This is a genomic window from Stenotrophomonas maltophilia, assembly GCF_023518235.1.
In the GTDB taxonomy this organism is placed as follows: Bacteria; Pseudomonadota; Gammaproteobacteria; order Xanthomonadales; family Xanthomonadaceae; genus Stenotrophomonas.
Genome location: NZ_CP090423.1, coordinates 981,824 through 1,006,711 on the forward strand (window position 1 = coordinate 981,824; position 24,888 = coordinate 1,006,711).

Here is a 24,888-nt window from a genome sequence, read left to right on the forward strand (position 1 = left end):
TGCGCCGGATCCCTGTTGGCTATCGAAAATTCTGGAGTACTTCATGCATGTGCGATTGGCGGCCCTGGCCGCGTGGCTACTGTTGAGCGCGGCGGCAACGCCGGCGACAGCAGAAGAGCTGATGACCTTGGACGACGCGTTTGCACGCGTGGCCCAAACCCACCCCGAGCTGCGCCTGGTCGATGCGCGAGCCACGGTGCTCGCTGCCGAGCGCGACCAGGCCGTGCAGCGGCCACCGTGGACGTTGGGGGCGGAGGTTGAAAATGCGCTGGGCACGGGCGCGGCCCGTGGCCTGGACAGCGCGGAGTTGACCTTGAGCCTGAGCTCGGTCCTGGAGCGCGGCGGCAAGCTCGACGCCCGCCGCACCTTGGCCCAAAGCCGGATTGATGCACTGGCCGTGCAGCGCGAGACCAGGCGGCTGGACCTGCTCGCCGAGACGGCGCAGCGCTATTTGGCCGTTGTCGGTGCCGACCGGCAACGCAGCCTGACGAACATGGATGTCGGCCAGCGCCAGCGGACCGTCGCCGCTGCCCGGCAGCGCCTGCAGGCTGGCGCGTCTCCCGAATCGGTGATGCTCACCGCACAAGCAGCACTGGCGAGAGCAGAGTTGACCCGTGATCGGGCCGAGCAGCAGCGCATTGCCGCCCGGCAGCACCTTGCTGCCCTCTGGGGCGAACGTGCTCCGAGCTTCGAGGTGGCCGCGGCGGATCCCATGACCCTGCCGGCGATCGCGTCCATGCAGTCGCTGGCCGAGGAATTGGAGCGCACTCCCGAGTTGGCGCAGTTTGCCGATGCCCGCCGGATCGCGCAGGCACGACTGCAGCTGGCGCGTTCGGCGGCCTCGCCGGACTTGTCGTGGCAGCTGGGCGTGCGCCGCCTGCAGGAGACTGACGACACCGCGCTGGTGGCCAGCCTGTCCATGCCACTGGGCAGCCGCAGCCGCGCGCAGCCGGAGATCCGCGCCGGCGAAGCCGAGCTGGAGGTTCTGACGATCGAGCGCGAGGCCAAGGGCCTGTCGCTGTATTCCACGCTGGTCGAAGCCCATGGTCGCTACACCGTGGCGCAGGCCGAGGTGGCACGGCTGCAAGGCGAGGTGCTGCCGAAGTTGGCCCGGGCTGAGAAGGCCGCCGAGCGCGCCTATCGCGCCGGCGCGATCAGCTACCTGGAATGGGCACAGCTGCAGTCCGAACGCACGGCCATGGCCCAGCAGCAGCTGGACGTGGCGCTCGATGCGCAGCGCGCCCTGATCGAAATTCAACGCCTGACCGGCCAAGCGCTTGTCGCGCCGCCGGCGGCTGCTTCCACCGGAGAGACCCCATGAATCGCTTTTCTTGGACCGCACTGGGCATGGCCCTGATGATGCTGGCCGCCTGCAACGCGTCGGCCCCCAACGAAGCGTCCGAAGGCGGCGCCGCCGCTGAGGGCGAAGAGCACGGCGAGCACGAGGAAGCGCCGCTGGAAACCAAGATTGCCGCCAAAGCTGCGCAGGCAGCGGGTATCCAGGTCGCACCGGCAGGCCCCGGTGAGATTGCTGACGAGCATGAGGTGCAAGGGCTGTTGACCCCGATTGACGGTCGCATCGCGCAGGTCACGGCACGCTTCCCCGGACCGGTCCGCTCCGTGCGTGCGGGCGTGGGTGATCAGGTACGGGCCGGCCAGGCACTGGCCACGGTAGAGAGCAACCTGAGCCTGACCACCTATACCGTCACCGCGCCGATCAGTGGCGTGGTCATGGCGCGCACGGCCGCCGTAGGCATGGCCGCCGCTGAGGGCGCGCCGCTGTTTGAGGTCGCCGACCTGTCCACGCTGTGGGTGGACCTGCACATCTTCGGCGCCGACGCCCAGCACATCGGTGCTGGCGTGCCGGTGACGGTTACCCGCTTGAGCGATGGCGTCACCGCACAGACCACCTTGGAGCGCGTCCTGCCCGGCACCGCCACCGCCAGCCAAAGCACCATTGCGCGCGGCACGGTGGCCAACACCGATGGCCTGTGGCGGCCGGGGTCGGCGGTCAAGGCGCGGGTCACCGTGGATCGCCAATCGGCAGCGTTGGTGGTGCCGATCACGGCGCTGCAGACCGCAGAAGACCAGGACGTGGTCTACGTGCAGCAGGGCGAAACCTACCACACCCGGCCGGTGAAGCTGGGGCGCCGCGACGCCGAACGCGCCGAAGTGCTGGAAGGCCTCAAGGCCGGTGAACAGGTGGTGGTGGCCCAAAGCTTCCTGATCAAGGCCGACATCGAAAAGTCCACCGTGGAAGAAGAATGAGGCCCGCCATGCTCGAACGCCTCATTGGGCTGTCCATCCGCCATCGCTGGCTGACGCTAGTGCTCACCGCTGCGCTGGTTGCGCTGGGCGTGTGGAGCTACCGTCACCTTTCCATTGACGCCACACCCGACATCACCAACGTCCAGGTCCAGATCAACACCCAGGCCCCGGGTTACTCGCCGCTGGAGGCCGAACAACGGGTCACCTTTGCCATCGAAACGGCCATGGCCGGTCTGCCCAAGCTGGACTACAGCCGCTCGCTGTCGCGCTACGGGCTTTCGCAGGTCACCGTCGTCTTCAAGGACGGCACCGACCTGTACTTTGCCCGCCAGCAGGTCGCCGAGCGCCTGCAGCAGATCGCCTCCCAGCTTCCCGAAGGGTTGGACCCGGAAATGGGGCCGATCTCCACCGGGTTGGGCGAGATCTTCATGTACACCGTGGAGGCCGAGCCCAACGCTCGCAAGCCCGACGGCACCCCGTACACGGCCACGGACCTGCGCACCCTGCAGGACTGGGTGATCCGGCCGCAGCTGCGCACCACGCCCGGCGTCACCGAGGTCAACACCATCGGCGGCTTCGAGCGGCAGATCCACATCACTCCCGATCCAGCTCAGTTGGTGGCGCTGGGCTTCACGTTGAACGACGTGGTCGCCGCGGTCATGCGCAACAACCAGAACATCGGCGCCGGCTACATCGAGCGCAACGGACAGCAGTTCCTGGTGCGCGTGCCGGGCCAGCTAGCCAATCTGGAGGCAATCGGCAACATCGTGCTGGACCGGCGCGATGGCGTGCCCATTCGGGTGCGCGACGTCGCTAGCGTGGGCGAAGGCAAGGAGCTGCGCACGGGCGCGGCCACCCAGAATGGCCACGAGGTCGTGGTCGGTACCGCCTTCATGTTGTTCGGCGCCAACAGCCGGGAAGTCTCCCAGGCGGCCGCGGCCAAGCTGGATGCCGCCAACGCCAGCCTGCCTGCCGGCGTCCATGCCAAGGCCGTCTATGACCGCACCGCGCTGGTGGATCGCACCATCGGCACGGTGTCCAAGAACCTGATCGAGGGCGCGCTGCTGGTGGTGGTGGTGCTGTTCCTGCTGCTGGGCAATGTGCGCGCCTCGTTGATCACCGCGGCGGTGATCCCGTTGGCGATGCTGTTCACCATCATCGGCATGGTGCGTGGCGGCGTGTCGGGCAACCTGATGAGCCTGGGCGCGCTGGACTTCGGCCTGATCGTGGACGGGGCGGTGATCATCATCGAGAACTGTCTGCGCCGGTTCGGCGAGGCGCAGCACGCGCTAGGCCGCCAGCTCAACGATGAAGAGCGCTATGACCTGACCGCCTCGGCCACCGCCGAGGTGATCCGTCCCAGCCTGTTTGGCCTGGGCATCATCGCCGCGGTCTACCTGCCGATCTTCTCGCTGTCCGGGGTAGAAGGAAAAATGTTCCACCCGATGGCGATCACGGTGGTGCTGGCCCTGACCGGCGCCATGGTGTTGTCGCTGACCTTCGTGCCGGCGGCGATCGCCAGCTTCCTGCGCGGCCGTGTGGCTGAGCACGACAACCGCCTGATGCGCTGGTCGCGTGCCCGTTATACGCCGCTGCTGGATTGGGCCCTGCGTCGGCGCGTGGTGGTGCTGGCCGGCGCGGCCGTGCTGGTGGTGGGCTGTGGCGTGCTGGCCACCCGCTTGGGTTCGGAGTTCGTGCCGAGCCTGGATGAGGGCGACATCACCTTGCAGCCCATGCGTATTCCCGGCACCAGCTTGGAGCAGTCGGTGGCCATGCAGGAAACGCTGGAGAAGCGCCTGGCCCAGTTCCCGGAGGTGGCCAACATCTTCTCAAAGATCGGCACCGCCGAGGTGGCCACCGATCCTATGCCGCCGTCGATGGCCGACACCTTCCTGATGCTCAAGCCCCGCGACCAGTGGCCCGACCCGCGCAAGCCCAAGGCCGAGCTGGTGGAAGAGCTGGAGGCGGCGGCCAAGGAAATCCCGGGCAGCAACTACGAGTTCACCCAGCCCATCCAGATGCGCACCAACGAGTTGATCTCCGGCGTCCGTTCGGACGTGGCGGTCAAGGTCTACGGCGACAACCTTGACCAGTTGACGCGCCTGGCCAGCCGGGTCGAGCGGGTCATGCGTAGCGTCCCCGGCGCCGAAGACGTCAAGGCCGAGCAGGTCTCCGGCCTGCCGCTGCTGACCATCACGCCAGATCCGGCGGCATTGGCACGGTATGGCCTGAACCCGGGCGATGTGCAGGAAACGGTGGCCACCGCCATTGGGGGCAGTGTTGCCGGCCAGTTGATCGAGGGCGACCGCCGCTTCGACCTGGTCGTGCGCCTGCCCGAAGCGCAGCGCCAAGACCCCGCTGTGCTGGCAGATCTGCCCATTCCGCTGCCGGCAAGCACCAGTGTCGATGAGTCCAGCCGTCTGGCCGCCGGCGCCAATGGGGGGCCTCGCACGGTGCCGCTGCGGGAAGTGGCGAAGATCCAGGTAGAGCGCGGGCCCAATCAGATCAACCGCGAGAACGGCAAGCGCCGCGTGGTGATCACCGCCAACGTGCGCGAGCGCGATCTGGGCGGGTTCGTCGGCGAGTTGCGCACACGCATCGGCCAGGATGTCGCGCTTCCAGAGGGCTACTGGATCGATTACGGCGGCACCTTCGAGCAGCTGATCTCGGCCACCCAACGCCTGGGCGTGGTCGTTCCGGTGACACTGGCGTTGATCTTCGCTCTGCTATTCATGGCCTTCGGCTCGGCCAAGGATGCGGCCATTGTGTTCAGTGGCGTGCCGCTGGCGCTGACCGGCGGTGTGCTGGCACTGGCTCTGCGCGGGATTCCGTTGTCGATCTCTGCCGGCGTGGGCTTCATCGCGCTGTCGGGCGTGGCCGTACTCAACGGGCTGGTCATGATCGCCTTCATCCGCCGTCTGCGCGAACAGGGCGATCCGCTAGACGACGCTGTGCGCGACGGCGCCCTTGGACGCCTGCGACCGGTGTTGATGACCGCCCTGGTAGCCTCGCTGGGCTTCCTACCCATGGCCTTGAATGTCGGTGCTGGCTCGGAAGTGCAGCGGCCGCTGGCCACTGTCGTCATCGGCGGCATCGTCTCATCCACCGCATTGACCTTGTTGGTGCTGCCGGTGCTCTATCGTTGGCTGCATCGCGACCGAGCTCCCCGCGCCGGTAGCACTGCTTTGGAGTCCCCATGAACGAGCTCAACCTGGAACAGGTCCGTGCGGCGATGTTTACCGACCCGGGCGTGAAAGCGGTGGACGACCTGCGCCTGGTCGCCGGTGAGCATGGCCGTGCGATCGCGGCCACCATCACGGTCGCGGCGCCCTCGGTCGACCTGGACCTGGTGCATGCTGTGATTGCCCAGGTCCTGGCCGATCAATTCGGCATCGATCAGATCATGCTGTGTTTCAACGACCCGGGCCCGGTACCGCCGCCGCCCACCGCGGCGCCGTTAAAGAAGATGTGATCGCAGCCCCTGGCTCTATGCGTCTGCGCTGGCAGGCGCATAGAGCTGATGACCCGGCAACGCGCACGCGCCGGCATACACAAAGGCCACGCTTTGCCGCGCCCGGGTGAAGGCCACGTAGTATTTCGGCGGCGCGGTGATACGCGCTGCATCGGCCGTGCGCAGGTACTGCGTCAACGGCCCGTTCGGAAAGATGAGGACCCGACTGTAGGTGCGGCCCTTGCACTGCCCAAAGTTCACCGCCGGCAGTCCGTCGCACGCCTGCCGCCGGTCATGCCGGAGCACGGTGGGGGCGAACTCCTGCATGTACGCGGCCACATCCCCTGGAGCGACGAGGTAGATGCCATCGTGTCCGGTGACCTCGCCATTGCCTGATTGGGTCCGCGGCATCTGCGGATAGAGCGTGTCAGCCATATCGCACAGGGCCTGGACGCAGCGCAGACTGGTGAGGCGGTGATCCAGCCGGCATAAGCCGTCGGCCTCCCAAATCTGAAACAGCGCTGCCAGATTCGGACCACGGTATTGGCTGTACCTTTGCGCATAGTTGGTCGCATACGTGGCTTGGCGCGTATCGCCTACCAACGTGATGGCAATCTCGCTCTTCAACAGCCGTTCGACCAGATCCAGATCAAAGCCGGCCAGATCCTGGACTTCGTCGATGTAGAGCTCGTCGTACATCGCCGCCAATCGCGCCACGACCTGGCCTTGGGTCAGCTCATCGCAGCGCACAGCGAAATCGGCCGCTCGGTCCGAATACATCCGGTTGCCCGCCAGGTAGTGGCGCGCCACCTGGGTGCGTGGGGCGCGGTTGTTGGTGACACCTTCTACGAACAGGATGGTCTCGATGCGAGGCTCAGGGCAAAGCGCAGCCTGGTACGGGCGAATGCACTGGCGCAGCAGAAAGCCATACCAGCTGTGCAAGGTGACATGCGCGGGGACCGCGCCTGCGTGGGCCTCAAACGAGCGCCGGATCTCTTCCAGGTTTTCCAGCGTGTAGGTGACAATCGCGATGCGGCGCTCAGGTCGCTCCAAGGCCTGCCGGACCAGCAACGTGGTCTTGCCCGAGCCGGCTGCCGAGAGCAGGACCCGGTTAGGTGATGGCACGCTGGACATAGTCCGGGAACCTGATCGAGTGCGGGCTATTGAAAATCGCCAAGGCCGTATCGGTCTTATGGCCCTTCATGTACTTGAGCAGCGCCACCTCATCGGCAAAGGCCTTGCCCAGCACGGTATTGAGTTCGGCCAGCGAGTTGGCTTTGATCAGCTGCTCTTCCAGCGAAGGGGCGCTCTCGTCGGAATCGTAATAGATCGCGTTGATGTGCTCGGCATAGCGCTCTTGCACAACTGCGATATCACCGTCGTTGTCGGTGATCACCTTGGCCTGAATCCTCAGTCGATCGGCAATCTGCAAGAAGCGTTTGAATGCCAACGACTTGACCGAAATGATGTCTACGCCGTGAGCCATCGGCGCCACGCCGTGATGGTCACTGTAGGCACGCTGCACGATCAGTTCGTCGGAAGGGCCTTCCACCAGGATCGCCTGCTTGGCCAGGATCAACCGCAGCGTGTCGTGGCCCGGCAGCTTCATGAAATAGTCGTGGGTATCGCTGGGCAGCTGGTCCAGCTTCATCTGGCCTTGCGCGCTGAACAGGATCACGTTGTCCACGCCCAGCTTGTTCAACACGAAGCTGCTGTGGGTGGCGATGATCACCTGCTGGGCGGTGGAGAGGGCCGCAATCTTGTCGATCAGCTGGGTCATGCTGGAATAGGACAGATGGTTCTCCGGCTCCTCGATCAGCAGCACGTGAGCCGCGCCGGCCGCGTGCATCGCCAGCTTCATCTTCACCGCGCTTTGCTCGCCCTTGCCGGCCTGGGTGAACGGGAGCTCATCCAGGTAGGGTGACAGGCTGGTTTCCCACGTTGAGCGCGGCGATGTGTCCACGCCTACCGTCAATGCCCTGTGGCTGATGTCCCCGGTGTGCTCGGTCAAGTAGGCATTGATCGCTGCCACATCCGCTTCTTCGGAAAAGCTCTGCCGCATGCGGCGGAAGCTCAGCGACAGCGAGACGCGCTGCGCAGGCGTCAGTGCCTGCTCGATGATGCCGGCGATATAGCGATCGGCACCGGACAAGGTCTTGATGCCGTGCGTGTCGATGATGGTCGAGTCGAACGGAATACTACGGGCGGTGACGCCATTGTTGGCGAAGGAGTACCAGCGCACCGTGTAGTACTCCACCGGCAGGCTGACCGCGCCCTGGTGCTGCTGCAGGTAGGCGTTGAACTCCTCGCGGTAGTCGTCGTTGAGCTCGACCAGCAGCCGGATGCCGGCGGTATCCAGACGCAGGGAGTTGTTGGTGCCGCGTAACGACGCCAGCGCGGCGTCGGCGCCCAGATAGGCTTCGATGGAGATCCGTGGCGGCGAGGCCGGCGTGCCCGTGGCAAGCGCTCCCAAGTACTCCTGCACCGTGGGCTGGTGGAACAGGTAGGGCGTGAGCTCGTAGGCAAGATTGCGCCCATGCAGCTGGCCGGTGACCACCGCGTGGATGGCCTCCAGCAGGGTGGATTTACCGACCTCGTTGTCGCCCACCACCAGGTTCATGTGGGCATTGAGGGGCAGGTCCAGATGGCGAAACGACTTGAAGTTGTCGATGACGATACGTTCGATCGGCATGCACAGTCCTATGATGGCCAACGGGCTCGGTGGCGGAGCCTGCCTGCACCCTGGCTGGCCTCCTTTCCGCTCTGGGCCATACTACCCAGCGATCGCCGGCCCTGGGCGGTTTCGTACTGCTTGGGACGCCGGGAAGGGTCAGAATCCGCCTTACGCGGGATAATTCCACATTATCCCGCGTAACTAGTCAGCCGTAAATACGGCTTGACTTGATATTATATAGTACGTAAATACGTAGTACGTACTACGGTACGAAATTCTCAGGAGGCGGACATGGCACGCGGCGGGCTCTACAAGTCGGAAATCAAGAAGGCGCGGGACAGCCTGTTGGCGCAAGGCATCAATCCTTCTCTCGATGCGATTCGTATCGCCTTGGGCAACACGGGCTCCAAGACGACCATCCATCGCTACCTCAAGGAATTGGAGGCGGAGGAAGGCCAGGGTGTCGGGGCGACGGTGGCGGTCAGCGATGCGCTGCAGGACCTGATCGGCCGGCTCGCAGCACGCCTGCACGAAGAAGCCGAGACTGCGATTACCGAGGCTCGGGAGCAGTTCCAGGCACAAATGCGGGAGCGCGAAGCCGCGCTGGAGAGCCAACGGCAGGAGGCGGCCGCGCTGAGCACCCAACTGCAACGCACCGAAACCGCCCTGCAGGCCGAAACCGAGGCGCGCGCGCAGGGGCAGCAGGCCCTCACTGAGGCGAACACCACGGTGCGCCAGCTGGAGGAGCGCGTCGCCGGGCTGACGACGCGCGTGGTCGAGCACGAGGCGCACGCCCGCTCGCTGGAGGAGAAGCACCAGCACGCACGCCAGGCGCTGGAGCACTACCGCACCTCCGTCAAGGAGCAGCGCGAACAGGAGCAGCGCCGGCACGAGCAGCAGGTGCAGGAACTGCAAGTCGCATTGCGCCAGGCCAACGAAGCGCTGACCGCCAAGAACCACGAGCTGCTGCAGCTCAATCGCGACAACGGCCAGTGGCTGGAGCGCCACGGGCGTCTGGAGCGCGAACTGGCGCAGGCCAAGCACACCGCGGAGGCACAGCAACGGGAACTGGATGCGTTGCGACTGACCGCGACCGAGCACCAGGCCCTGCAGACACGATGGGCCGAGGACGTACGAACGCTGGACAGCGTACGCATCGAACTCACCGACGCCCGCGCCGAAACCACCCGGGAGCGGGAGCGCCGCGAGCAAGCCGAAGCCAATGCGCTGCGCGCTGGCGTGCGCCAGGAAACGCTGGAACAGTTGCTGGCACAATTCCGCCCCGAGCACGCCAACGACAGCGCGGCCGATGCGATCTCATCCCGTGAGAAGGCCGCCCCTTAGCCTCATCGCGTTGAACGTCCGGAGACTCACATGAGCAAACTTGATGATGCCATCGCGGGGCTGGCGCCGCGCGGGAGGCTTACCACGCCCGTTGTCTTATGGTGTGGCAAGAACTGCAAGCCGCCGAGCCGGCCGCTGCGAAAGTGCCGCACAAGGCCTTCAAGCTTTACGAGCCGGGCTACTTCCATATGGACGTCAAGTACTTGCCGCAGATGGCCGATGAGCGTCGCCGACGCTATCTGTTTGTCGCCATTGATCGGGCCACGCGTTGGGTGTTCGTGGCGATCAAGAGCGACAAGAGCGCCGCCAGTGCCCACAGCTTCTTGCAGGCGCTGCACCAGGCCAGCCCGATCAAGATCGTCAACTGTTGACCGACAACGGCAAGGAGTTCACCGATCGCCTGTTCGCCACGCGCGAGCGTCAGCCCAGTGGCCATCACGAGTTCGACCGGCTGTGCCGGGCCTTGGGCATCGAGCACCGCCTGACCAAGCCCAGGACGCCGAAAACCAATGGCATGGTCGAGCGCTTCAATGGCCGCATCAGCGACGTGCTCAACACCCACCACTTCCATGGCGCCGACGACCTGGAGCACACCCTGTTACGTTACGTGGCCTTGTACAACCACCAGTTGCCGCAGTCCGTGTTGAAAAGCAAGACACCGATCCAGTCCATGAAGGATTGGTACAAGTCCCATCCGATGCTCTTCAACAAACGGCCTTATGATCGTGCGGGATGCGACAAGTAGCATCCTCTCGGGTGATCGTACGGGGTTTGCCGGCGTGCGGGCTATGCGGCACCCTTGGCAGCCAGTACGTCGAGCTTGTGGATTTCCGGGTCCTTCGCGAATAGATCCGGTGCTTGTTCCATCAGGGCTTCGGCGACCTTGCCGGATAAATGGGCGTCTCGACCGGCGTCGTCATCAAAGGTGTCGAAGATGCCAAACGTCGACGCCCCCAATTTTACGGCGTACCAGGTCGCGGTGCCGGGTTCCTGCTGAACCAGTTCAAGGCCGCTGTTGAGAAACGCCTCGACCTCGGCTTCCTTGCCGGGTTTGGCTTCGAGTGGGACCCATAGTGCTTTGCTTACCATGTCGGTTCTCCTTGGGGTTGGATGGACGCGGCCCGGGCAGCTTCAGCACTGACCCGGTCCGGTGCTGCGGTTTCGCTCTTCCTGTGACAATCTGGAACAAGACGCCGAGAATGGCTACTCCGCATACCGCCACCACATCACTTTGCATTGGTTAGACAGCTCAACTCTCGCCGAGAATGCTATGCAGGTACTGCACGGCGATCGAGCCCTCGCCGACGGCCGAAGCCACGCGCTTGACGCTGCCGGAACGCACGTCGCCAACCGCGAAGACCCCAGGCCGGTCGGTCTCCATCAGAAAGGGCCTCCGGTCACGGGCCCAGCCCGCATGGCTCAGATCTTCCGAGGCCAGATCGCCGCCGGTCTTGATAAAGCCTGCGTCGTCGAGCGCCAGGCACCCGCCCAACCACCCCGTATTCGGGGTCGCGCCGATCATCACGAACAGGTGGCGTATAGGCCTCTCCTCGGTCTCACCCGTTTGGTTGTTCCGCCAGAGCAGGCTCTCCAACGCACCATTGCCGATCAGGCCAGCGACCTCCGTATGCCGATGAAGCGTTATGTTGTCTGACGGCTCGATTCGGTTGATCAGATACGACGACATGCTGTCGGCCAATCCTTGCCCGCGCACGAGCATGTGGACGTGCCGGGCACGGTTCGAGAGAAACACCGCCGCCTGACCGGCGGAGTTACCACCGCCCACCACCGCCACCTCCTCATCCTCGCACAGCGAGGCCTCCACATGGGTCGCGCCATAATAGATGCCGGCGCCCTGGCAATCGTGTTCGTTGTCGAGACCGAGGCGCCGGTACTCGGCGCCGCTGGCGATGACGACGGTGCGGGTCTTGATCGCCTCGCCGTCGTCGAGTCCCAGGGTGAACGGTCGCTGGCGGCAATCGAGCGAGCACGCGCTGCGCGGTGTCACCACGTCGGCGCCGAACTTCTGCGCCTGGGTCAGCCCGCGCCCGGCCAGCGCCTGGCCCGATATACCCGTGGGGAAGCCCAGATAATTCTCGATCTTCGAACTGGTGCCCGCTTGGCCGCCCGGCGCGGTGCCCTCGATGACGATCACGCGCACACCTTCCGAGGCGGCATACACCGCGGCCGCCAGGCCAGCCGGCCCGCCACCCACCACGGCCACATCGTAGACCTCCACCGCCTCGCGCGGCTCCGACAGCCCCAGGCAGTCGGCGATCGCGCGCGGCGACGGCCGCTTCATCAGCTCGCCGCGGCAGACGACGGCCGGCAGGTCCGCGCGCGCAATGCCGAGCTCGCGCAGGAACGTCTCGGCGCTCGCGTCGCTGTCCACGTCGACATAGCGATAGGGGTGGCCGTTTCCCGTCAGGAAACTTCTGATGGGCAAGGCGCCGCCCGTGTGGCTTGAGCCGACCACGATGACATTGCCCTGCTGATTTTCGATCAGTGCGGTGCGGCGCAGGATGAACGCGCGCGTTACCACCTCGGCGATATCGGCATGCCGCGCGATCAGCCTCCAGAATCCCTCGCGAGCGATGAACAGCATCTGGCCTGCCTCGATCACGGTCCCGCGCACCAGGCTGCGCCGGTTGGAGAACATATCGATCTCGCCGGAAAACTCACCCGGCCCGTGCGCGGTGATCTCCTGTTCGCCCTCCCAGCCCAAGTGGGAGATGCGCAACTTCCCGCTCAGAACCACAATAAACTCGGCGTGCTGCTCGCCGACATCGAACAACACCTCGTGCGCCTCCACGTCATGCACCGTCCCGAAGGCCCGAACGGCCTCGAGCTGCGCCTGGGTCAGCGTCGGAAACGCTTGCGCGCGGCGGCGGGTCCAAGGGTCGGTCGAGTTGGTCATATGATTGCGCGGGAGGTTTTCCAGCAACGTATGTTAGCTATATGGTCGTGATGAGGTTGAAGCTGGTCGTGAGGTCAGTCAACGTCTTCGTCACTCCAGCGCGGCAGGTCCCACGCGATCGCATGAAACCACTGGGCGGCTCTCCCTCGGTCCAGGCTAGTGCCACTTTCAACGGTCGGCGCCAAGTCGGCCATGAACGCCTGCAGGACCGCTGCCGGGGCAGCGCCGTGGCCTTCACAGTACTCGGCGAAGTCAGGCGGCACCGGGATGGTGAGAAGGGGATAGCGGTCGCGCTCCATGCCAGTCCTGGAACTTATTGCGTACGAGTGAGCATAACAGCGCCCCCAAAATTCGAACGGCAGTCATCGACGATCGATGCGCCGGCGGCGTGCGGATGTGCCAAGTGTTGACACACCTACATATGCGGGCAGTCCGACATGGGTGTCAACACCCCCGAGCACGCCACGGAACGGGTCGTGGTCCTGATGCCCCCCAAGCAAAAGGCCAACGCCAGCCGCCGCGCGAAAGCGGCGCGGCTGTCGCTGGGCGATTTCATCCGCCGGCAGATTTTCGGCGATGAGGAGCTCTTATCGGCTGTGGTGGCTCAACTTGAGGAGTCGACCGCCACAGCAACCGCCGCGCTCGACAGCGCGACGGTTTGTCTGGCCGATGCGCGGGCGCTCCAACCCGAATGCGAGGCGCAGGCACGCGCGAGCGCGCGAGCCGAGTTCGCCGATGTCGACCCCGAGGCGTTCGCCGAGCTGGTCGCCGGCGCGCCGGGATCGCGGGTGCACCCGAGGGCGGGCCAATGAACGCCTTATCGGTGGTGGCATAAACCGAACCCGCATGATTCGTGAAAAGAAGATCCCGGAACCCGAGGGATATCCCTTGTTTGGCTGGACATCGACCACTGTCAAAGCCCATCTGCAGGCGCAGCCGCCGGGAGTAGGTGACGCCATGATCATCTACAACGCGCATGGCGGGTTTCATGCGTACCCGCTGGCGACGGTGGTCAACCCATCCGCCGGCCGGCAAAAGCGCTCGTGCTCTCCAAGGCCGGCAGTTCGGGAGGCACCGCGTTTTACCGCAGCGGAATCAACGCGTTCATGCCCAAAGGTCGCACCTGCATGATCCCGCCCGTGCCCGCGCTTTTGAAACACCTTACCTCGGAGTGCGACGTGGTTCTGGATATGCCGCTCAATGCGCAAGAACCGATTCGATAAGGGAAATCATTTACAGATTCAGCCTGTTAGGTAACTTTTGGCTGTTTTTCGCACGAATCCCTGCCGACCCTCTAGAGGCAACCGATATACCACTAGAACATCCCAAACGCGTTGTCCTCAGTGCGTCCATCAAAGGCTTGCTGGAAGCCGCAGTGGACAAGCAATGCATCGTCGATGTGATGTTTGCCGGAATCCAGCCCATGAGTTGGTCTAGCTCGTTGGCTGACATCATAGAAATTCGGGCCAAAGCTTTTGCTGAGCTGCTGGAGCATCCATTGGCCGAAGTTAGGAATCTTGTGGCGGAGAGGCTTGAACGGATCGAGCTCACAGTGCGAAGAGAGCGACAGAGGGAGGCGGAAGATCACAGTCGACGGGAACAGCGCTTTGAATGATGCGTATGGGTGAGATGGAGCCGGCTAGTCATCTTGGTGTTGCGCCCCGCATAGATACTCGGTCCTGTTGGCTCATTGTGAATTCGATGTACATAGATGAAAGGACCCTGTGCACACTGATTGGTTCTACGCGGGCACAATCAGCTGTGGCCGAACAGCAACAGGGCGGCAACTCAGGCGGGACTGTCACTCAAGCAGCTTGGGACCCAGTAAGTCCTTGGTAGCAGGTCGCCGAAGAACCGCCGGATGAACGCTGTTCTTCGGCGTATCCCTGTGGTGACAGACGGCGCTTTGCGTGGTCCAGCCGATATGGGGCCAGCTGGCATCGCCAGGTGAGCCGCTCCAGGTTGTGACGCCTAACATGGCCCAGTCGGATCTGCTGGGCCGTGGGCGTATGCAGGCCGGCTACCTCAACGGGCAGCGGGGCAGCGTGGGTGCAGGCTGCGCTCAAAGATCTAGGAGAGATCTGGACCAATGGTGTCACTTCGACTAGCGCCAAGATTCGACTCTGCCTCTTTTCCAGGCTCCGCGCGAATCCTGGGAGTGACCGGCTAGAAGATATTGAAGTCTCTCCCGATTTATCCGATGCGCCCAGGAAGGATGGGCTTTAGGTTCAGCCTTGGCTCCAACAGCGATGGACCGAAGCAGGCTCAAGGCCAAACATGGATTCGGGGTGTCTATCGTGGTAGGGCAATGGCTGCTTCCGACGCATAGCGGTCGTTCCAGTTCTTACGCCAGAAGGGCTGCGTCAGCGATAACAGCCTGTAGTTTAGCGTCTAGGATCGAAGCGGAGTATGGATGGCCTTAGACCGAGTATCCGCCCTTCGCCGTTCTTAGGAGAGTTTGCCCGCAATTACTCGGCTGCTCTATATGCCTGCTTGCGAACACATTAACGGCTAAGGACTCTTTCCCATAAGCGGCGGTGAGTTGTTCCAGGCCAGCCGGCGTCACAACGAGGTAGCAACCCTCGCCCCACAGAGAATCCGCATCGATTCCAACCGGGCCAGCGTCACGCCACCAGTGAAGCTCTGCGACCACCGTTCCGCTCGCATCGAAGAATACGCTCGGTGTCTCGTCATGAGCGCGCCAGCGAAGCCCCTCAACCCAGTTTGGGCATAATGCAAACGGATTGGCCGCTGTGTCAAAGCCCATGTCCACGGAGCAGACAACTCGCCTTACCAGCGTTGGTGCCAGATCATTGTCGAGTGGGACGTACTGGCCTAGCCAAACAGCGATGGGCAGCTTGGCGTAACAATCGTCGAACTCTTCACTATCAGTCTCTGCCCAAGGTGCTCTAAAGCGGTAGAAGCGGTGCTCTGACAGTCGTGCCTTGTGGATATGGAAGCGAGACACCTCGGCCACGACTTGGCCGTCGCAGTGCGCCAGGAAAGGGGCAACATCGCCGTCAACCTCGTCAATCCACTTCTGCTCTCGCTCGGACCAACCGGCACTTCGGTCAATCAGCGGCCTTCGAATCCACTCGGGACGAACTCGCGGGAGCATCAATGGCCGAGGCGGAAGCGGGTAGCCCAATCTCTCCAACAGCATCGGACTGTCCCGGCTCTCCAACTTGCCGGCCAGGCGCAGCTCCCCTGCGACGTGGCGAAGGGCAGCAATGGCGATGTAGGCGTGTGGCTTCATGTAAGTGATCTGCATATCAAGGACACGAAGCTGAGCCTCAAGCTCTTTGACACCAGAGGGCCCGAAGGCCTCAAGTCCACCCCAATCCTGGATGAACATCGCCGCGCGACGGCGAACTGTCATCTCCTCGATGTCTGCCGCCTTTGCAATGTGACGTGCCGTCGAGCGCAACATACGAGTCCAGCCAAGCGGCGATTCGACGCGCATTGCACCAGTTCTCTCGTCCGTGAATGCCTGGTCGCTCTCTGGCAGGTCACTGAATTCGAGGAGATAGAAGAGCGGCAGTGGCGTCGCGTCAAAAGAGACAGCCAGCCCCCACCGATGCGACAAGAGCGTGGCTGACTCGGCTACTGCAATGTCACGGTGACTGACCATTGCAGCTACGGCGCGGCCCAATACGGGCTCGAGGTTCGCGCTGTCGGCAGCGAGCAGCGTTCCGAGTGCCTGCAAGGGGGCGTCCAAGTCACCGTCCATAAGTCGCCGGATAAGGGATGTGAACAAAGATTGACCCTGTCCGACTTGCCTTGCCAAGCTCAGGGCGCAATTGCGCGCGTGCCGCTGAACCTCTGCAATGGGAAGTCGATAGGCAAAGTGCAGCAACTCCTCCAAAAGGTCCGTGTCGCTGAGTGGTAGCTCGCTCGACTGGAAGGGTCGCCCCAACTGGAACTCGCGAGTGCAGGTCATCTGCTCCTCAATCAGCGACCAGATAGCCGGCCAATCTGGCGTCAAGCTGATGACCGGCAGTATCGAATCCAGCTCTGTGAGCAGTGCCTGGGTATTCTCCTGGCCCGTTGTCACTGAATCGACTATGTTCTCGAAGGCCGCAGGGCATGTGGATGATCCGTGCAGAAGCTTCTTCGCCTTAAAGTAGAAGAACTTGCCGCCACCCATCCCTTGGCTCCAGGAACTCCAGGGGTCGTTGCTTGTCTCGTAGCCTTGCATAAGCTTCTTGGCGTAATCGACCTCATCGGCTGCAGCAAACCGCTTCACCATCAGGAAACGGCAGCGTGCGTTGTCCTGCAATACCTGCCAGCGCTCAAAGACCCTTCGCGCCAGATGAATCGGAGCTGTGTCTGCCAGCTCTTCGAAACGGTCCGGGGCGTTGTGGTTCAGCTCGTCGCTATCTGCTTCAAACGCGAGTTCAAGATCCGCGAGAGTAGCTTCCGAGGCGTACTTGTTAGACGTATACGAGTGTCGAGGCTCCGGCGCTTCTGGCGTCCACCGGGCGATGGCGGCTTCGAGCTCAGGCGACGAGAATCCATGCTTTCCGGAAGCCTTGTGAATGCGCTGGAGCAGCGTGATTCTCTCGTGCGCTCTGCTGGCTACCTCGACCGCCCCAAGCAGCATCAGAGCGAGCGGTTCAATCTGGTCAGGGCCGGCTGCGTCCGCGGAGGCGTCGATGAAGTCACCAACATGGGACGGATCCCGGTAGTGCGGTTCCATATAGAATGGCAGGCAGAGACCGCACCAGACGGTCGCGCATGCCAAGACGAGTTCAGGGTTTCGCCTGACCATCCCCGTCATGAGCAGGTCGACACGATTCGGCCAGCCGATTAGATGCCAATCCGCCAGTGTCTTTGACACCTCGAAGCCGAAGCGAGGTCCAACCTGCATCGCTTCCTTAATCAGTGCCATGGTAAGGCGACGCGCGGCCGACGACCCTTCCGTTTTGGTCATGCCACCGACCTGACGCATCAGGTCTGAGACCCGCTTGACACGGTTTTCCGGGTCAGCCGCGTTCGCGAGAGCTAGAGTGTTTCGCCAGATCGCGTACTGCGGGTCTTTCTTGGGAGCCAAGGCATAGCCAAGGCATTGCTCAGGAACCGTCGCCAGCAACTGATTCGCCCGCTCTAACTCCCCGACCGCAGCCAACCCGATGGCTAGATTCGCTAGCCCGTCGATCTGCTCGCTTGGTGTACTTTCTTTAAGCTCCGCCACGAGGGCATTAAGCCGATCCGCCGCCGCCGCACGATCACCGTCAACGCGATATGCATCGACAGCCAATCTGCGTCGCAGGTAAGCAGTTCCCTTCGACGCCGATGAAGCGATGGCTGAGTCAACCTCCCGAAGTACCGCGCGATACTCAGTCTCACCGCGCTCGGCGCCGAGCCTCAGCAGCGCTTGCACGAGCGTGGGGATCGCTTTCAAAGACTGCTGGATACGGTATGACTCGCTGCCGCCTTCTGATGCGAGACGTAGGACATACCCAAGGGACGTGCGGGCTATGCCTTGGATGCCGCCTGCCGATAAGGACCCGTTGACGCCGGCAGCGCGAGCTAGAAGCACACCTATCGTCGAAGCGTGCTGTTGGAGTGGATGAAGGAAGGTGTGCTTCGACGGTGTCACGCTTGGCAGTGGCCTCTTGAGCAGCGTGCAAAGCCTCGCGTGATGCATCACTGCGCCGACCAGATTGCCCAGCCCAGCCAGGTCCGTCTTGTCGTCGCACATGGAGATCATCGGTGCGACCAGCTTGTCGAACAGGGCCTCGGCTAGGTCACGACGGCCAGCTTCGAATGCGATCAGCGCCATCCGTTGACGGTAGCCGTTTGGTACCTCCCCGAACCGGGGAAGAGCGACGGCACTATCAAACAGCGCAAGCGCTTGCCCAACGTCGCCACGTCGACTGGCCGCAAGCCCTGCGTGAACCATCACCGACGGCTTATCTTCGTTGGCTACTCCGAGCTTGCTACATAGTTCTTGAGGATCGGAGCCAACCTTCTGACCTAGCATCGCCTTTGCGGCTTCCCTCCTAAGATGCAGCCGCAGCGCTACGGCAGATTGCGGATCCACCGTTTCCGGCTCCCTTAGACCCTCTGCGGCGAGATGATCAATCGCTATCTGGATCTGCTCGGTGTCTCGGAAGTGGACGGCGCGCATTGCCCATCTTTCGAATTCCTTGATGTTGTGCTGGTGCCCGTAGTTTCTGAACTTGGGCGTATGGAGCTGCGATAGTGGTTCGAGGCTTTCAAACAGCTCCTTCGCGCGGTCGAAGTCGCCTCGCGCTAGTAGGGCGTCGACGACCTCGTAGCCCTGGCTGGGGAAGTCCTGCACGAGGGAGACAGCTGCTTCAATGTTCCCCACCGCCAGCATAGCCAGCGGGAGTTGGTTGGCGTACTCAAGGGCTGATTTGCGCCGATCCACTTCGTCACGACACAGCAGCAGTCGTGTAAAGGCGGTCGCGTCGTGCGTTTCACGCACTGCCAGCAGGGCGAGGCGGATGTCGGCGTGAATCTCGGCGATAGAACGCCCGTCAGCCAGCTGCTGCCTGAAGCGAGCGGGCATCGCCAATGCCAGTACATCGGCACCGTCGCCGGCACGCGCGCGGTAGCGCAGCTCAAGCCAGTACTGTGCCGATTCAGGTGGCGCGCTCTTCGCCAACTGGGCAAGGTTGCGGTATACGCGCTGCGAGTATTCAGCGTCGACGCTCCCGAGGCGGGTTCGCGGTTGAGCGATGACGAACAGCCTAAAGCTGTTGTGGAAGACGCTCCATCCCCGGGATGAACTGCGGAGCAGGTGCTGCGCAATGACCAGGGCGCGTTCAATCGAGGACTCCTTGACCATCGTGGCCAGCAGTCGCAGGTCCATGGGTGCCTCAGCCCGAGCGATGAAGCCCAGCACATCCATGGCATCGACATCGTTTGCGATCTCGCGCCAAGCAGCTGAATATACAGTCTCAATATCGCCGTCGAACGGCATCCCGCCGCTAAGAAGGTGCTTGCGACCAGCTTCGTCAGCGTGCAGCAGTGCCTGAATCAAGTAGCGCGTTGCCAGCGGGTGGCCATGCGTGAGATTGCTGAGATCCAATCTTGGAATCTCGGCAGGCAAGCCTAGCGCATCCGCCATCCAGGTGAGTTCCTCGCGACCGAGAGGCCCCATGAGAACCTGTCGCTCGCTCTTCTCCGCTTGCGCTCTTACGGCGGGCTTCAGATTAGCGAGATCCAACCGTTGCGTGCCGAGCACGAACACGACCCCATTTGGGATTGCCGCGGGAAGAGGCAGCTCTCCCAGAAACGAATTGGTCGGCCGTTCTTCGCGTGGCACATGGTCTAGCCCGTCGACAACGATGATTGTACGGATCCCTTCGCGAGTGAAGCGCTCACCAGCCTGCCGTAGCAGGACGCCGAACTGTTCGCGGCGCTCAGATAGCGAGTCATCGCGAAGACGAAGCCCAACTAAACCGCTGTTCCGCAGCTGCGTACCTACGTCGGTCAGGAAGTTGTCGGCCTCCCCACGACCCACGCCTTGAGCCGCGCCCGGCACGTACGCTAAGTAACGAACGAGCCGGACACTTGCTTCAGTGGCCAGCGCAACCTGCAGGAGAGTGGATTTTCCGGAGCCAGGTGGTCCTATGAGTGAGACGTAGCCGTGATTGGAGGCATGAAGCGCTGCTAGTAGCTTGACCTCAGTGTCCCGATTGCGCTGGACATAGGCGCCGACCGGGAACCGATGGATGAGCAAAGTCTTGGCGGGATCGCGCCATCCAAGCTCATGAAGCAGCTCGTCACGCGTCCACCTGTCCTTGTCGCGTTCATCGGCGACTAGCTTGGGCAGCACGCTGGCAATCTCGCATGCCTGTCTCGCCTGCTCCGCATTCAGCTTGTGCGACTGGATGAAGTTCGCTGCAGCTCCGCACACCACGCGCAGGGCATGCATGAACTGTTCGAAGTCGTCATCATTTAAGCCGGCTTCGCGGCGCAGGTGGTCGATCAGTCGGCTCCATCCTCGCGCGGACCAATCCGACAGCGACCGATTTGGATGCTGTTGGAACTCCTCGAGAAATGCAGCGCTGTGCCGTAGCCTGCCGTCGCCTGGCTTGTCGGTAACCGATGGAAAGTCGTTGACGACCAAGTGAATCTCGACGCGACTTCCTGGGTTGTCCTTGGACAGGCACTGCCAAGCTTGAACTAGGGGCTTCAAGAGACCATTGGCACCAGTAAACAGCGTCTCAACAGTGAAAGTGCCTGGGAACTTGGACGTCTTGAACTGGTGACCGACCACCAATCCATCGAATCCTAGTACCAGGTCGTCCGCAATGCCCGCGTTGCGGTCAGCGACGCCAATCCAAAGCAGCTCGTCGCGCTCAAGCGCGGCATAGATGGCAGCGCCCGCGCGCTCGTACTGGCCGACGTATCCACGAAGCGCTCGGCGTTCGCCCTCCGCCGGTGCCGTTGCGGGAGCTGTAGCAGCGGATGGCTGCGAATTTTTGGGCGCTTTCGAGGCCATAAATATGGATTGGGTAGTGGGTGCGAACCTGAGAAAAGGGAGCCGCTCCAGCATAACCCGGGGGCGTCGAGCACCAGCGGGTATGCCGTCGCCGCATCGAGCGGCATTGTGAATCGAAGTATATCCGTCGTCGATCACATCGGTCACTCGCACGGACGCGAGAACGGCTGTTCAGCCCATGGCTGACATTTGTCCGTAGGAGCTGATCGGACGCATGTGGCCGCAGGCGGACATCAACGGAACAAAGGGGGGGGCAGGGGGAATTATCGGGGGTGAAGCATGGCAGCTGTCGGCCCGAAACGGAGGCTCGACTTACACCTTCCAGACTTTGCTAATCACGGGCACATCAGCTTTATCGAGTCTAGGGAGATAGGCAATCAGTTTGTAGCCGCCAGGTCGAAAGTGGTCGAGACGAAGCTCCGCTTCTGCTTGCAATCTGGTGCCGTCCGGACCTTCGACCATGACCGCATAAACGGGATTCTTCTTGCCATGCGAGAGCGGCAAATCGGACGGCAGGGTCGAGTGGCCATTGCCTTTCGCACCGCCAAGCATCGCAGGATCTTTGGTGTAGCCGCGCGCGATTTACTGGAGACGGCCGACTCAAGCATCGGGCACAGATCACCCGATCTCCGTGACGTGAGGGCCGACTGCGACGGGAGATCATCAGAGACCGACAGTGATAGATCGCAGCGAAGCCGCGACGATCAAAGGATACTTCTACTAGTTTGACCGCACGATTGCCTAGGACTCAGCGCTCGTCGTGTCTCCATACCGCCCTATGGGGCGCTCGGCACTTGACCTTGCGGCAGCTTCCAGCATTCGAGCCGCCGGATTCGTTTCGGCCGCACCGGCCTGATAGTAGCCGATGACACTGACCACCGATCGGTGATCGGTCATTGCCATAATGGCTGGCAGGGCAATTCCTTGCCTAGCACCTTCCGTTACGAAACCCGATCGTAGGCTGTGACCGCCAAAGCTCCCCACCAATCCGGCAGCGCGGGCGCGATTCTGGATGATGGTGGCCACCGACTTGGGTGACAAGCCGGCCCCAACTTTCCCGCGTGTCAATTGGCGGAAGAGGGCACCCTCCTGCAGTCCAGCCGCTTCGATCCAGGTGCGAAGCGCTTCGGCCGGTGGACCTAACAAGGGCTTGTCCGGCGAGCCGCCTGCTTTGACGCCCTCCTGAAGCGTTTTGCCGACGTCCAGGTGGTAGAGGTAGCCGCCGTCGATCGGCGCAAGCTTGCTCAAGACGGCATGGGCCGTCTCGCTCCGACGGCGCCCACCACTGGCGAAGGCGAAGTAGAGCAGGGCACGATCACGTTTCCCAACAAGATCGTCCTCACAGGTCGCAATCATCGCCATCAATTCGGTCGCAGTGATCGCCGTCTTCTTGCTCGGCCGCTCGCCGCGCTTATGTGCGGCGCGACGGCCCTTGGCCAGCAGCTGCCGAACCTCGCTGCTTTCGCAGGGATTGGCCAGCTTGAGCAATTGATGGGCGCTGGAGAGCACCGCAACGCGGTGGACGATGGTCGACAGCTTGAGCGGTCCTTGGCGCTGCTTGAATTTGCCTTCCACCAAAAGCGCATCCAGTGTCGGCGGCAGCTCCCAGGTCAGGGCATCGCCTGAGCGCCGGGCCAGATGATCGATGATGAACTGGATCACGCAAGACGCGTCGACCGGCATGGCGATGACCGCTCCGTAGCGGCCTTGGTACCAGGCCGCCCAGTAGCGCAAGGCGGTGGCGTAACTGCGCGTGGTGTTGGCCGAGGCCGCTTCGGCGAAGACTTCGCGCACCGCGTCCGCCGAGGACTGCGAGAGCTGCGCCACAGTCGGATTGGCAGGAGCCGCGGTGGTCAGAGCTGGAAGAAGGTCGCTCATAAGTGGTTGAAAGTAGGGATTAAAAATAGCCTGAGTTCCGATAAATATATCTTATCGGAACCGTATATGTCGCACTTACTAAGATCACGGAGACACGTTCGGTGTCAGTCTCGAAGGATCGAAATGGCCGTCTATGTTGTCACCTGGAATTTGAACCGAGAAGCCAACTACGACGCAAAGAGGACTGCGTTCCTCAAGCACCTGGAGCGCTACCAGAACGTAGCAGATCCTGATCTGGAGTCGGTCCGCTGGGTGTCCGGGGATATGAGCGCTCACGATCTATCTGCCGATCTTCAACAGAAGCTCGATAAGAATGACGGGATTTTTGTATCCCAGCTTGTCCGTGGCGAGTACCAAGGCTACCTCAGCAAGGCGACATGGGAATGGATCAGTCAGCGCCTTGACTGACACCGCCGAAGTCCAAGGGGTTCTGACGTGGTTGGGGCTCGGGGACCGCGACACCGGAGCCAGCAAGTGAATTGTTCGCTTGGACTCTTCAAAATTGGAGGGTCCAAGCCGCTGAGCTAGCTCAGAAATGAAGCCGACGGTCATAGCCGTCTCCCAAATTAGATGCTCTCGAAAGCGCGTGGCTGCAACGCCTTGGCAACATCATTGGAGATGCAACAGATTCGCGACGCACCATTGGTGATGCACCAAGATCACAGCGAGTCATTGGGACTGCACGTAGCTCAGCGCATCAATTGCTACAAGTTGCCGCGCAAGCTGCCCCAAATTCGCAGCGCTCAACAGCCCTAGGGCTGGTCAGTTTCCGATAACGCACGATCGAGCTCCATGGCAGTGTAGGAGCCAGGGAGCTGTGCCAGCCACCGCTGAGCTCCTTGGAACATAATATACATTATGCGAAATGCTGTATCCGCCTTGTCGCGGTTCGTTGGCTCCGCATTGCAATGGCTCGGCCTCTGGCTCGGCTCTTGCCTGCGACCTGGCACCCCGGCCAAGGATGAGATCGCGGCATGATTGAGTTCGACCCGCACCACCGTATCGACTTGACCGGCCCTTGGGCCGGTTTTTCTTTCCTCGGTGATCGGCTGATCACCCCCGAAGGCCGCGAACTGCTCCCGGAAGATCTGGCTTGGCTATCGCTCACCGCCTGCCAAGCGCAGGAATGGCGCCGGATGATGGAAGCTGCTCGCTCCGCACCGTCGATCGACAGTTCCAAAAATGTGCGCAATTGCAACGCCGGCATTCGCCATCATCCTGCCACTGTCGTCAATCTGCGGGATGTAATGAGCCAGCGCAAACAGCGTTCGTCGGCGTCGTTGGCTGGCCCTGACGCCGAGCCGCCAGCAGCAGTCCTGCCGGTACCGGGGCCACAACGCCGCGAGCGCGTGTGAAGCGCTTCCGTAGGGGCGCTGCCCCTACACCCCGGCGTGATGCGTCACGGTAATCACTTGCAGGCCCGCCAGACCATGTCGTCCATGCGTCGGCCAACCTCAAATGGGCGATTGCTGCCATAGGCCCGGAAAACGCGCTCACGCTCCGCGCGTGCCGCCTCGCAGGCGTTACCGTCCTTGTACTGCGAAATGTGGTGCAGCTGCGCGCCACCACCGCCGTTTCTGTAGACCGGTGCAGCTGGTGCTGGCTGAGGCGTAGGCCGAGAGGCTGCATTCTGCTGACGCAGATCGTCCAGGTAACGCTGATTGGCGGCCGCCGCTTGGGGCGATACAGGCGCGGGATCGGCCAAGCGGATATGGACCGTCTCGCCCTTGGCGCAAGGCTGGCTTTGGTATTGAGTTCCAGCCTTGTTGACGCACTTGTAAACGAGATTCACGGGCTCCTCAGCGCCAACACCAAAGCAAAGCGCACTGAACAGCGTCAACGCTGCAATCCTTGTGATCATGACTTCCCCCTGTAGC

19 protein-coding genes and 1 pseudogene are annotated in these 24,888 nt (G+C 62.6%); 11 read left to right on the forward strand and 9 right to left on the reverse strand.

Features of this window, described 5'->3' with window-relative positions:
- Window positions 1-43: 43 nt before the first annotated feature.
- Genes LZ605_RS04775 through LZ605_RS04790 form a run of 4 tightly spaced genes read left to right on the forward strand, consistent with a single transcriptional unit; the run spans window position 44 to window position 5,740 of the window.
- Window positions 44-1,321, forward strand: a complete 1,278-nt coding sequence (locus LZ605_RS04775; protein ID WP_043033510.1) for a TolC family protein — start codon at window positions 44-46, stop codon at window positions 1,319-1,321.
- Entirely contained in the window at window positions 1,318-2,268 is a 951-nt protein-coding gene (locus LZ605_RS04780) for an efflux RND transporter periplasmic adaptor subunit (RefSeq protein ID WP_021201906.1), read from the forward strand. Before LZ605_RS04775 ends, LZ605_RS04780 begins: the two co-directional genes overlap by 4 nt.
- Window positions 2,269-2,276: 8 nt before the next feature.
- A complete protein-coding gene (locus tag LZ605_RS04785) occupies window positions 2,277-5,468 on the forward strand; it encodes an efflux RND transporter permease subunit (RefSeq protein ID WP_049402758.1) in 3,192 nt (1,063 codons plus the stop codon).
- Entirely contained in the window at window positions 5,465-5,740 is a 276-nt protein-coding gene (locus tag LZ605_RS04790; protein WP_019184735.1) for a hypothetical protein, read from the forward strand. The genes LZ605_RS04785 and LZ605_RS04790 overlap by 4 nt, the downstream gene beginning before the upstream one ends.
- A gap of 15 nt (window positions 5,741-5,755) precedes the next feature.
- Here the strand turns inward: LZ605_RS04790 and LZ605_RS04795 are convergent, their stop codons facing one another.
- A complete protein-coding gene (locus tag LZ605_RS04795; protein ID WP_043033512.1) occupies window positions 5,756-6,853 on the reverse strand; it encodes a UvrD-helicase domain-containing protein in 1,098 nt (365 codons plus the stop codon).
- A complete protein-coding gene (locus tag LZ605_RS04800) occupies window positions 6,831-8,411 on the reverse strand; it encodes an ATP-dependent nuclease (protein ID WP_026070029.1) in 1,581 nt (526 codons plus the stop codon). Before LZ605_RS04800 ends, LZ605_RS04795 begins: the two co-directional genes overlap by 23 nt.
- A 273-nt stretch (window positions 8,412-8,684) precedes the next feature.
- Here LZ605_RS04800 and LZ605_RS04805 point away from each other — a divergent pair, with 273 nt between their 5' ends.
- Both LZ605_RS04805 and LZ605_RS04810 read left to right on the forward strand, forming a co-directional pair.
- Window positions 8,685-9,737, forward strand: a complete 1,053-nt coding sequence (locus LZ605_RS04805; RefSeq protein ID WP_102947322.1) for a DNA-binding protein — start codon at window positions 8,685-8,687, stop codon at window positions 9,735-9,737.
- Window positions 9,738-9,880: 143 nt separating this feature from the next.
- A pseudogene (locus LZ605_RS04810) lies at window positions 9,881-10,482 on the forward strand (DDE-type integrase/transposase/recombinase); the annotation flags it as partial.
- 41 nt (window positions 10,483-10,523) lie between these two features.
- Here the strand turns inward: LZ605_RS04810 and LZ605_RS04815 are convergent.
- The 3 genes from LZ605_RS04815 to LZ605_RS04825 form a co-directional block, all read right to left on the reverse strand.
- Entirely contained in the window at window positions 10,524-10,826 is a 303-nt protein-coding gene (locus tag LZ605_RS04815; protein WP_102947323.1) for a putative quinol monooxygenase, read from the reverse strand.
- A gap of 160 nt (window positions 10,827-10,986) precedes the next feature.
- A complete protein-coding gene (locus LZ605_RS04820; RefSeq protein WP_102947324.1) occupies window positions 10,987-12,654 on the reverse strand; it encodes a cyclic nucleotide-binding domain-containing thioredoxin-disulfide reductase in 1,668 nt (555 codons plus the stop codon).
- Between the two features lie 74 nt (window positions 12,655-12,728).
- Window positions 12,729-12,953: a hypothetical protein gene (locus tag LZ605_RS04825; RefSeq protein ID WP_102947325.1), complete on the reverse strand. Its 225-nt coding sequence runs from the start codon at window positions 12,951-12,953 to the stop codon at window positions 12,729-12,731.
- A 138-nt stretch (window positions 12,954-13,091) separates the two neighbouring features.
- On the opposite strand from LZ605_RS04825, the gene LZ605_RS04830 reads away from it, so the two are divergent.
- The 3 genes from LZ605_RS04830 (at window position 13,092) to LZ605_RS04840 (ending at window position 14,269) form a co-directional block, all read left to right on the forward strand.
- Window positions 13,092-13,466 carry a hypothetical protein gene (locus LZ605_RS04830; protein ID WP_102947326.1) on the forward strand — a complete coding sequence of 125 codons (375 nt, stop codon included), beginning with the start codon at window positions 13,092-13,094 and terminating at the stop codon, window positions 13,464-13,466.
- Window positions 13,467-13,500: 34 nt separating this feature from the next.
- Window positions 13,501-13,785: a hypothetical protein gene (locus LZ605_RS04835; protein WP_146033506.1), complete on the forward strand. Its 285-nt coding sequence runs from the start codon at window positions 13,501-13,503 to the stop codon at window positions 13,783-13,785.
- Window positions 13,786-14,029: 244 nt separating this feature from the next.
- Window positions 14,030-14,269: a hypothetical protein gene (locus LZ605_RS04840; protein WP_249844010.1), complete on the forward strand. Its 240-nt coding sequence runs from the start codon at window positions 14,030-14,032 to the stop codon at window positions 14,267-14,269.
- 804 nt (window positions 14,270-15,073) lie between these two features.
- Here the strand turns inward: LZ605_RS04840 and LZ605_RS04845 are convergent.
- The 3 genes from LZ605_RS04845 to LZ605_RS04855 all read right to left on the reverse strand — a co-directional run bounded on the left by LZ605_RS04845 (window position 15,074) and on the right by LZ605_RS04855 (window position 23,011).
- The gene (locus tag LZ605_RS04845; protein ID WP_026070503.1) at window positions 15,074-21,133 is read right to left on the reverse strand and encodes an ATP-binding protein; all 6,060 of its coding nucleotides are present in this window, start codon (window positions 21,131-21,133) and stop codon (window positions 15,074-15,076) included.
- Window positions 21,134-21,445: 312 nt separating this feature from the next.
- Window positions 21,446-21,685, reverse strand: coding sequence for a hypothetical protein (locus LZ605_RS04850; RefSeq protein ID WP_146027648.1), 240 nt, complete (start codon window positions 21,683-21,685; stop codon window positions 21,446-21,448).
- 189 nt (window positions 21,686-21,874) lie between these two features.
- Entirely contained in the window at window positions 21,875-23,011 is a 1,137-nt protein-coding gene (locus LZ605_RS04855; protein WP_017354461.1) for a site-specific integrase, read from the reverse strand.
- Window positions 23,012-23,134: 123 nt separating this feature from the next.
- On the opposite strand from LZ605_RS04855, the gene LZ605_RS04860 reads away from it, so the two are divergent.
- Window positions 23,135-23,419: a hypothetical protein gene (locus LZ605_RS04860; RefSeq protein WP_017354460.1), complete on the forward strand. Its 285-nt coding sequence runs from the start codon at window positions 23,135-23,137 to the stop codon at window positions 23,417-23,419.
- Window positions 23,420-23,985: 566 nt separating this feature from the next.
- A complete protein-coding gene (locus LZ605_RS04865) occupies window positions 23,986-24,366 on the forward strand; it encodes a DUF3653 domain-containing protein (protein ID WP_249844011.1) in 381 nt (126 codons plus the stop codon).
- Between the two features lie 53 nt (window positions 24,367-24,419).
- Here LZ605_RS04865 and LZ605_RS04870 read toward each other — a convergent pair whose 3' ends face one another.
- A complete protein-coding gene (locus LZ605_RS04870) occupies window positions 24,420-24,872 on the reverse strand; it encodes a hypothetical protein (RefSeq protein ID WP_249844012.1) in 453 nt (150 codons plus the stop codon).
- Between the last annotated feature and the right edge of the window lie 16 nt (window positions 24,873-24,888).

What these genes read in the sequence shown, in the direction of transcription:
- LZ605_RS04775 (WP_043033510.1), top strand. Translation starts at nt 44, where the DNA reads ATGCATGTGCGATTGGCGGCCCTGGCCGCGTGGCTACTGTTGAGCGCG.
- LZ605_RS04780 (WP_021201906.1), top strand. Translation starts at nt 1,318, where the DNA reads ATGAATCGCTTTTCTTGGACCGCACTGGGCATGGCCCTGATGATGCTG.
- LZ605_RS04785 (WP_049402758.1), top strand. Translation starts at nt 2,277, where the DNA reads ATGCTCGAACGCCTCATTGGGCTGTCCATCCGCCATCGCTGGCTGACG.
- LZ605_RS04790 (WP_019184735.1), top strand. Translation starts at nt 5,465, where the DNA reads ATGAACGAGCTCAACCTGGAACAGGTCCGTGCGGCGATGTTTACCGAC.
- LZ605_RS04795 (WP_043033512.1), bottom strand. Translation starts at nt 6,853, where the DNA reads ATGTCCAGCGTGCCATCACCTAACCGGGTCCTGCTCTCGGCAGCCGGC.
- LZ605_RS04800 (WP_026070029.1), bottom strand. Translation starts at nt 8,411, where the DNA reads ATGCCGATCGAACGTATCGTCATCGACAACTTCAAGTCGTTTCGCCAT.
- LZ605_RS04805 (WP_102947322.1), top strand. Translation starts at nt 8,685, where the DNA reads ATGGCACGCGGCGGGCTCTACAAGTCGGAAATCAAGAAGGCGCGGGAC.
- LZ605_RS04815 (WP_102947323.1), bottom strand. Translation starts at nt 10,826, where the DNA reads ATGGTAAGCAAAGCACTATGGGTCCCACTCGAAGCCAAACCCGGCAAG.
- LZ605_RS04820 (WP_102947324.1), bottom strand. Translation starts at nt 12,654, where the DNA reads ATGACCAACTCGACCGACCCTTGGACCCGCCGCCGCGCGCAAGCGTTT.
- LZ605_RS04825 (WP_102947325.1), bottom strand. Translation starts at nt 12,953, where the DNA reads ATGGAGCGCGACCGCTATCCCCTTCTCACCATCCCGGTGCCGCCTGAC.
- LZ605_RS04830 (WP_102947326.1), top strand. Translation starts at nt 13,092, where the DNA reads ATGGGTGTCAACACCCCCGAGCACGCCACGGAACGGGTCGTGGTCCTG.
- LZ605_RS04835 (WP_146033506.1), top strand. Translation starts at nt 13,501, where the DNA reads ATGATTCGTGAAAAGAAGATCCCGGAACCCGAGGGATATCCCTTGTTT.
- LZ605_RS04845 (WP_026070503.1), bottom strand. Translation starts at nt 21,133, where the DNA reads ATGGCCTCGAAAGCGCCCAAAAATTCGCAGCCATCCGCTGCTACAGCT.
- LZ605_RS04850 (WP_146027648.1), bottom strand. Translation starts at nt 21,685, where the DNA reads ATGCTTGGCGGTGCGAAAGGCAATGGCCACTCGACCCTGCCGTCCGAT.
- LZ605_RS04855 (WP_017354461.1), bottom strand. Translation starts at nt 23,011, where the DNA reads ATGAGCGACCTTCTTCCAGCTCTGACCACCGCGGCTCCTGCCAATCCG.
- LZ605_RS04860 (WP_017354460.1), top strand. Translation starts at nt 23,135, where the DNA reads ATGGCCGTCTATGTTGTCACCTGGAATTTGAACCGAGAAGCCAACTAC.
- LZ605_RS04865 (WP_249844011.1), top strand. Translation starts at nt 23,986, where the DNA reads ATGATTGAGTTCGACCCGCACCACCGTATCGACTTGACCGGCCCTTGG.
- LZ605_RS04870 (WP_249844012.1), bottom strand. Translation starts at nt 24,872, where the DNA reads ATGATCACAAGGATTGCAGCGTTGACGCTGTTCAGTGCGCTTTGCTTT.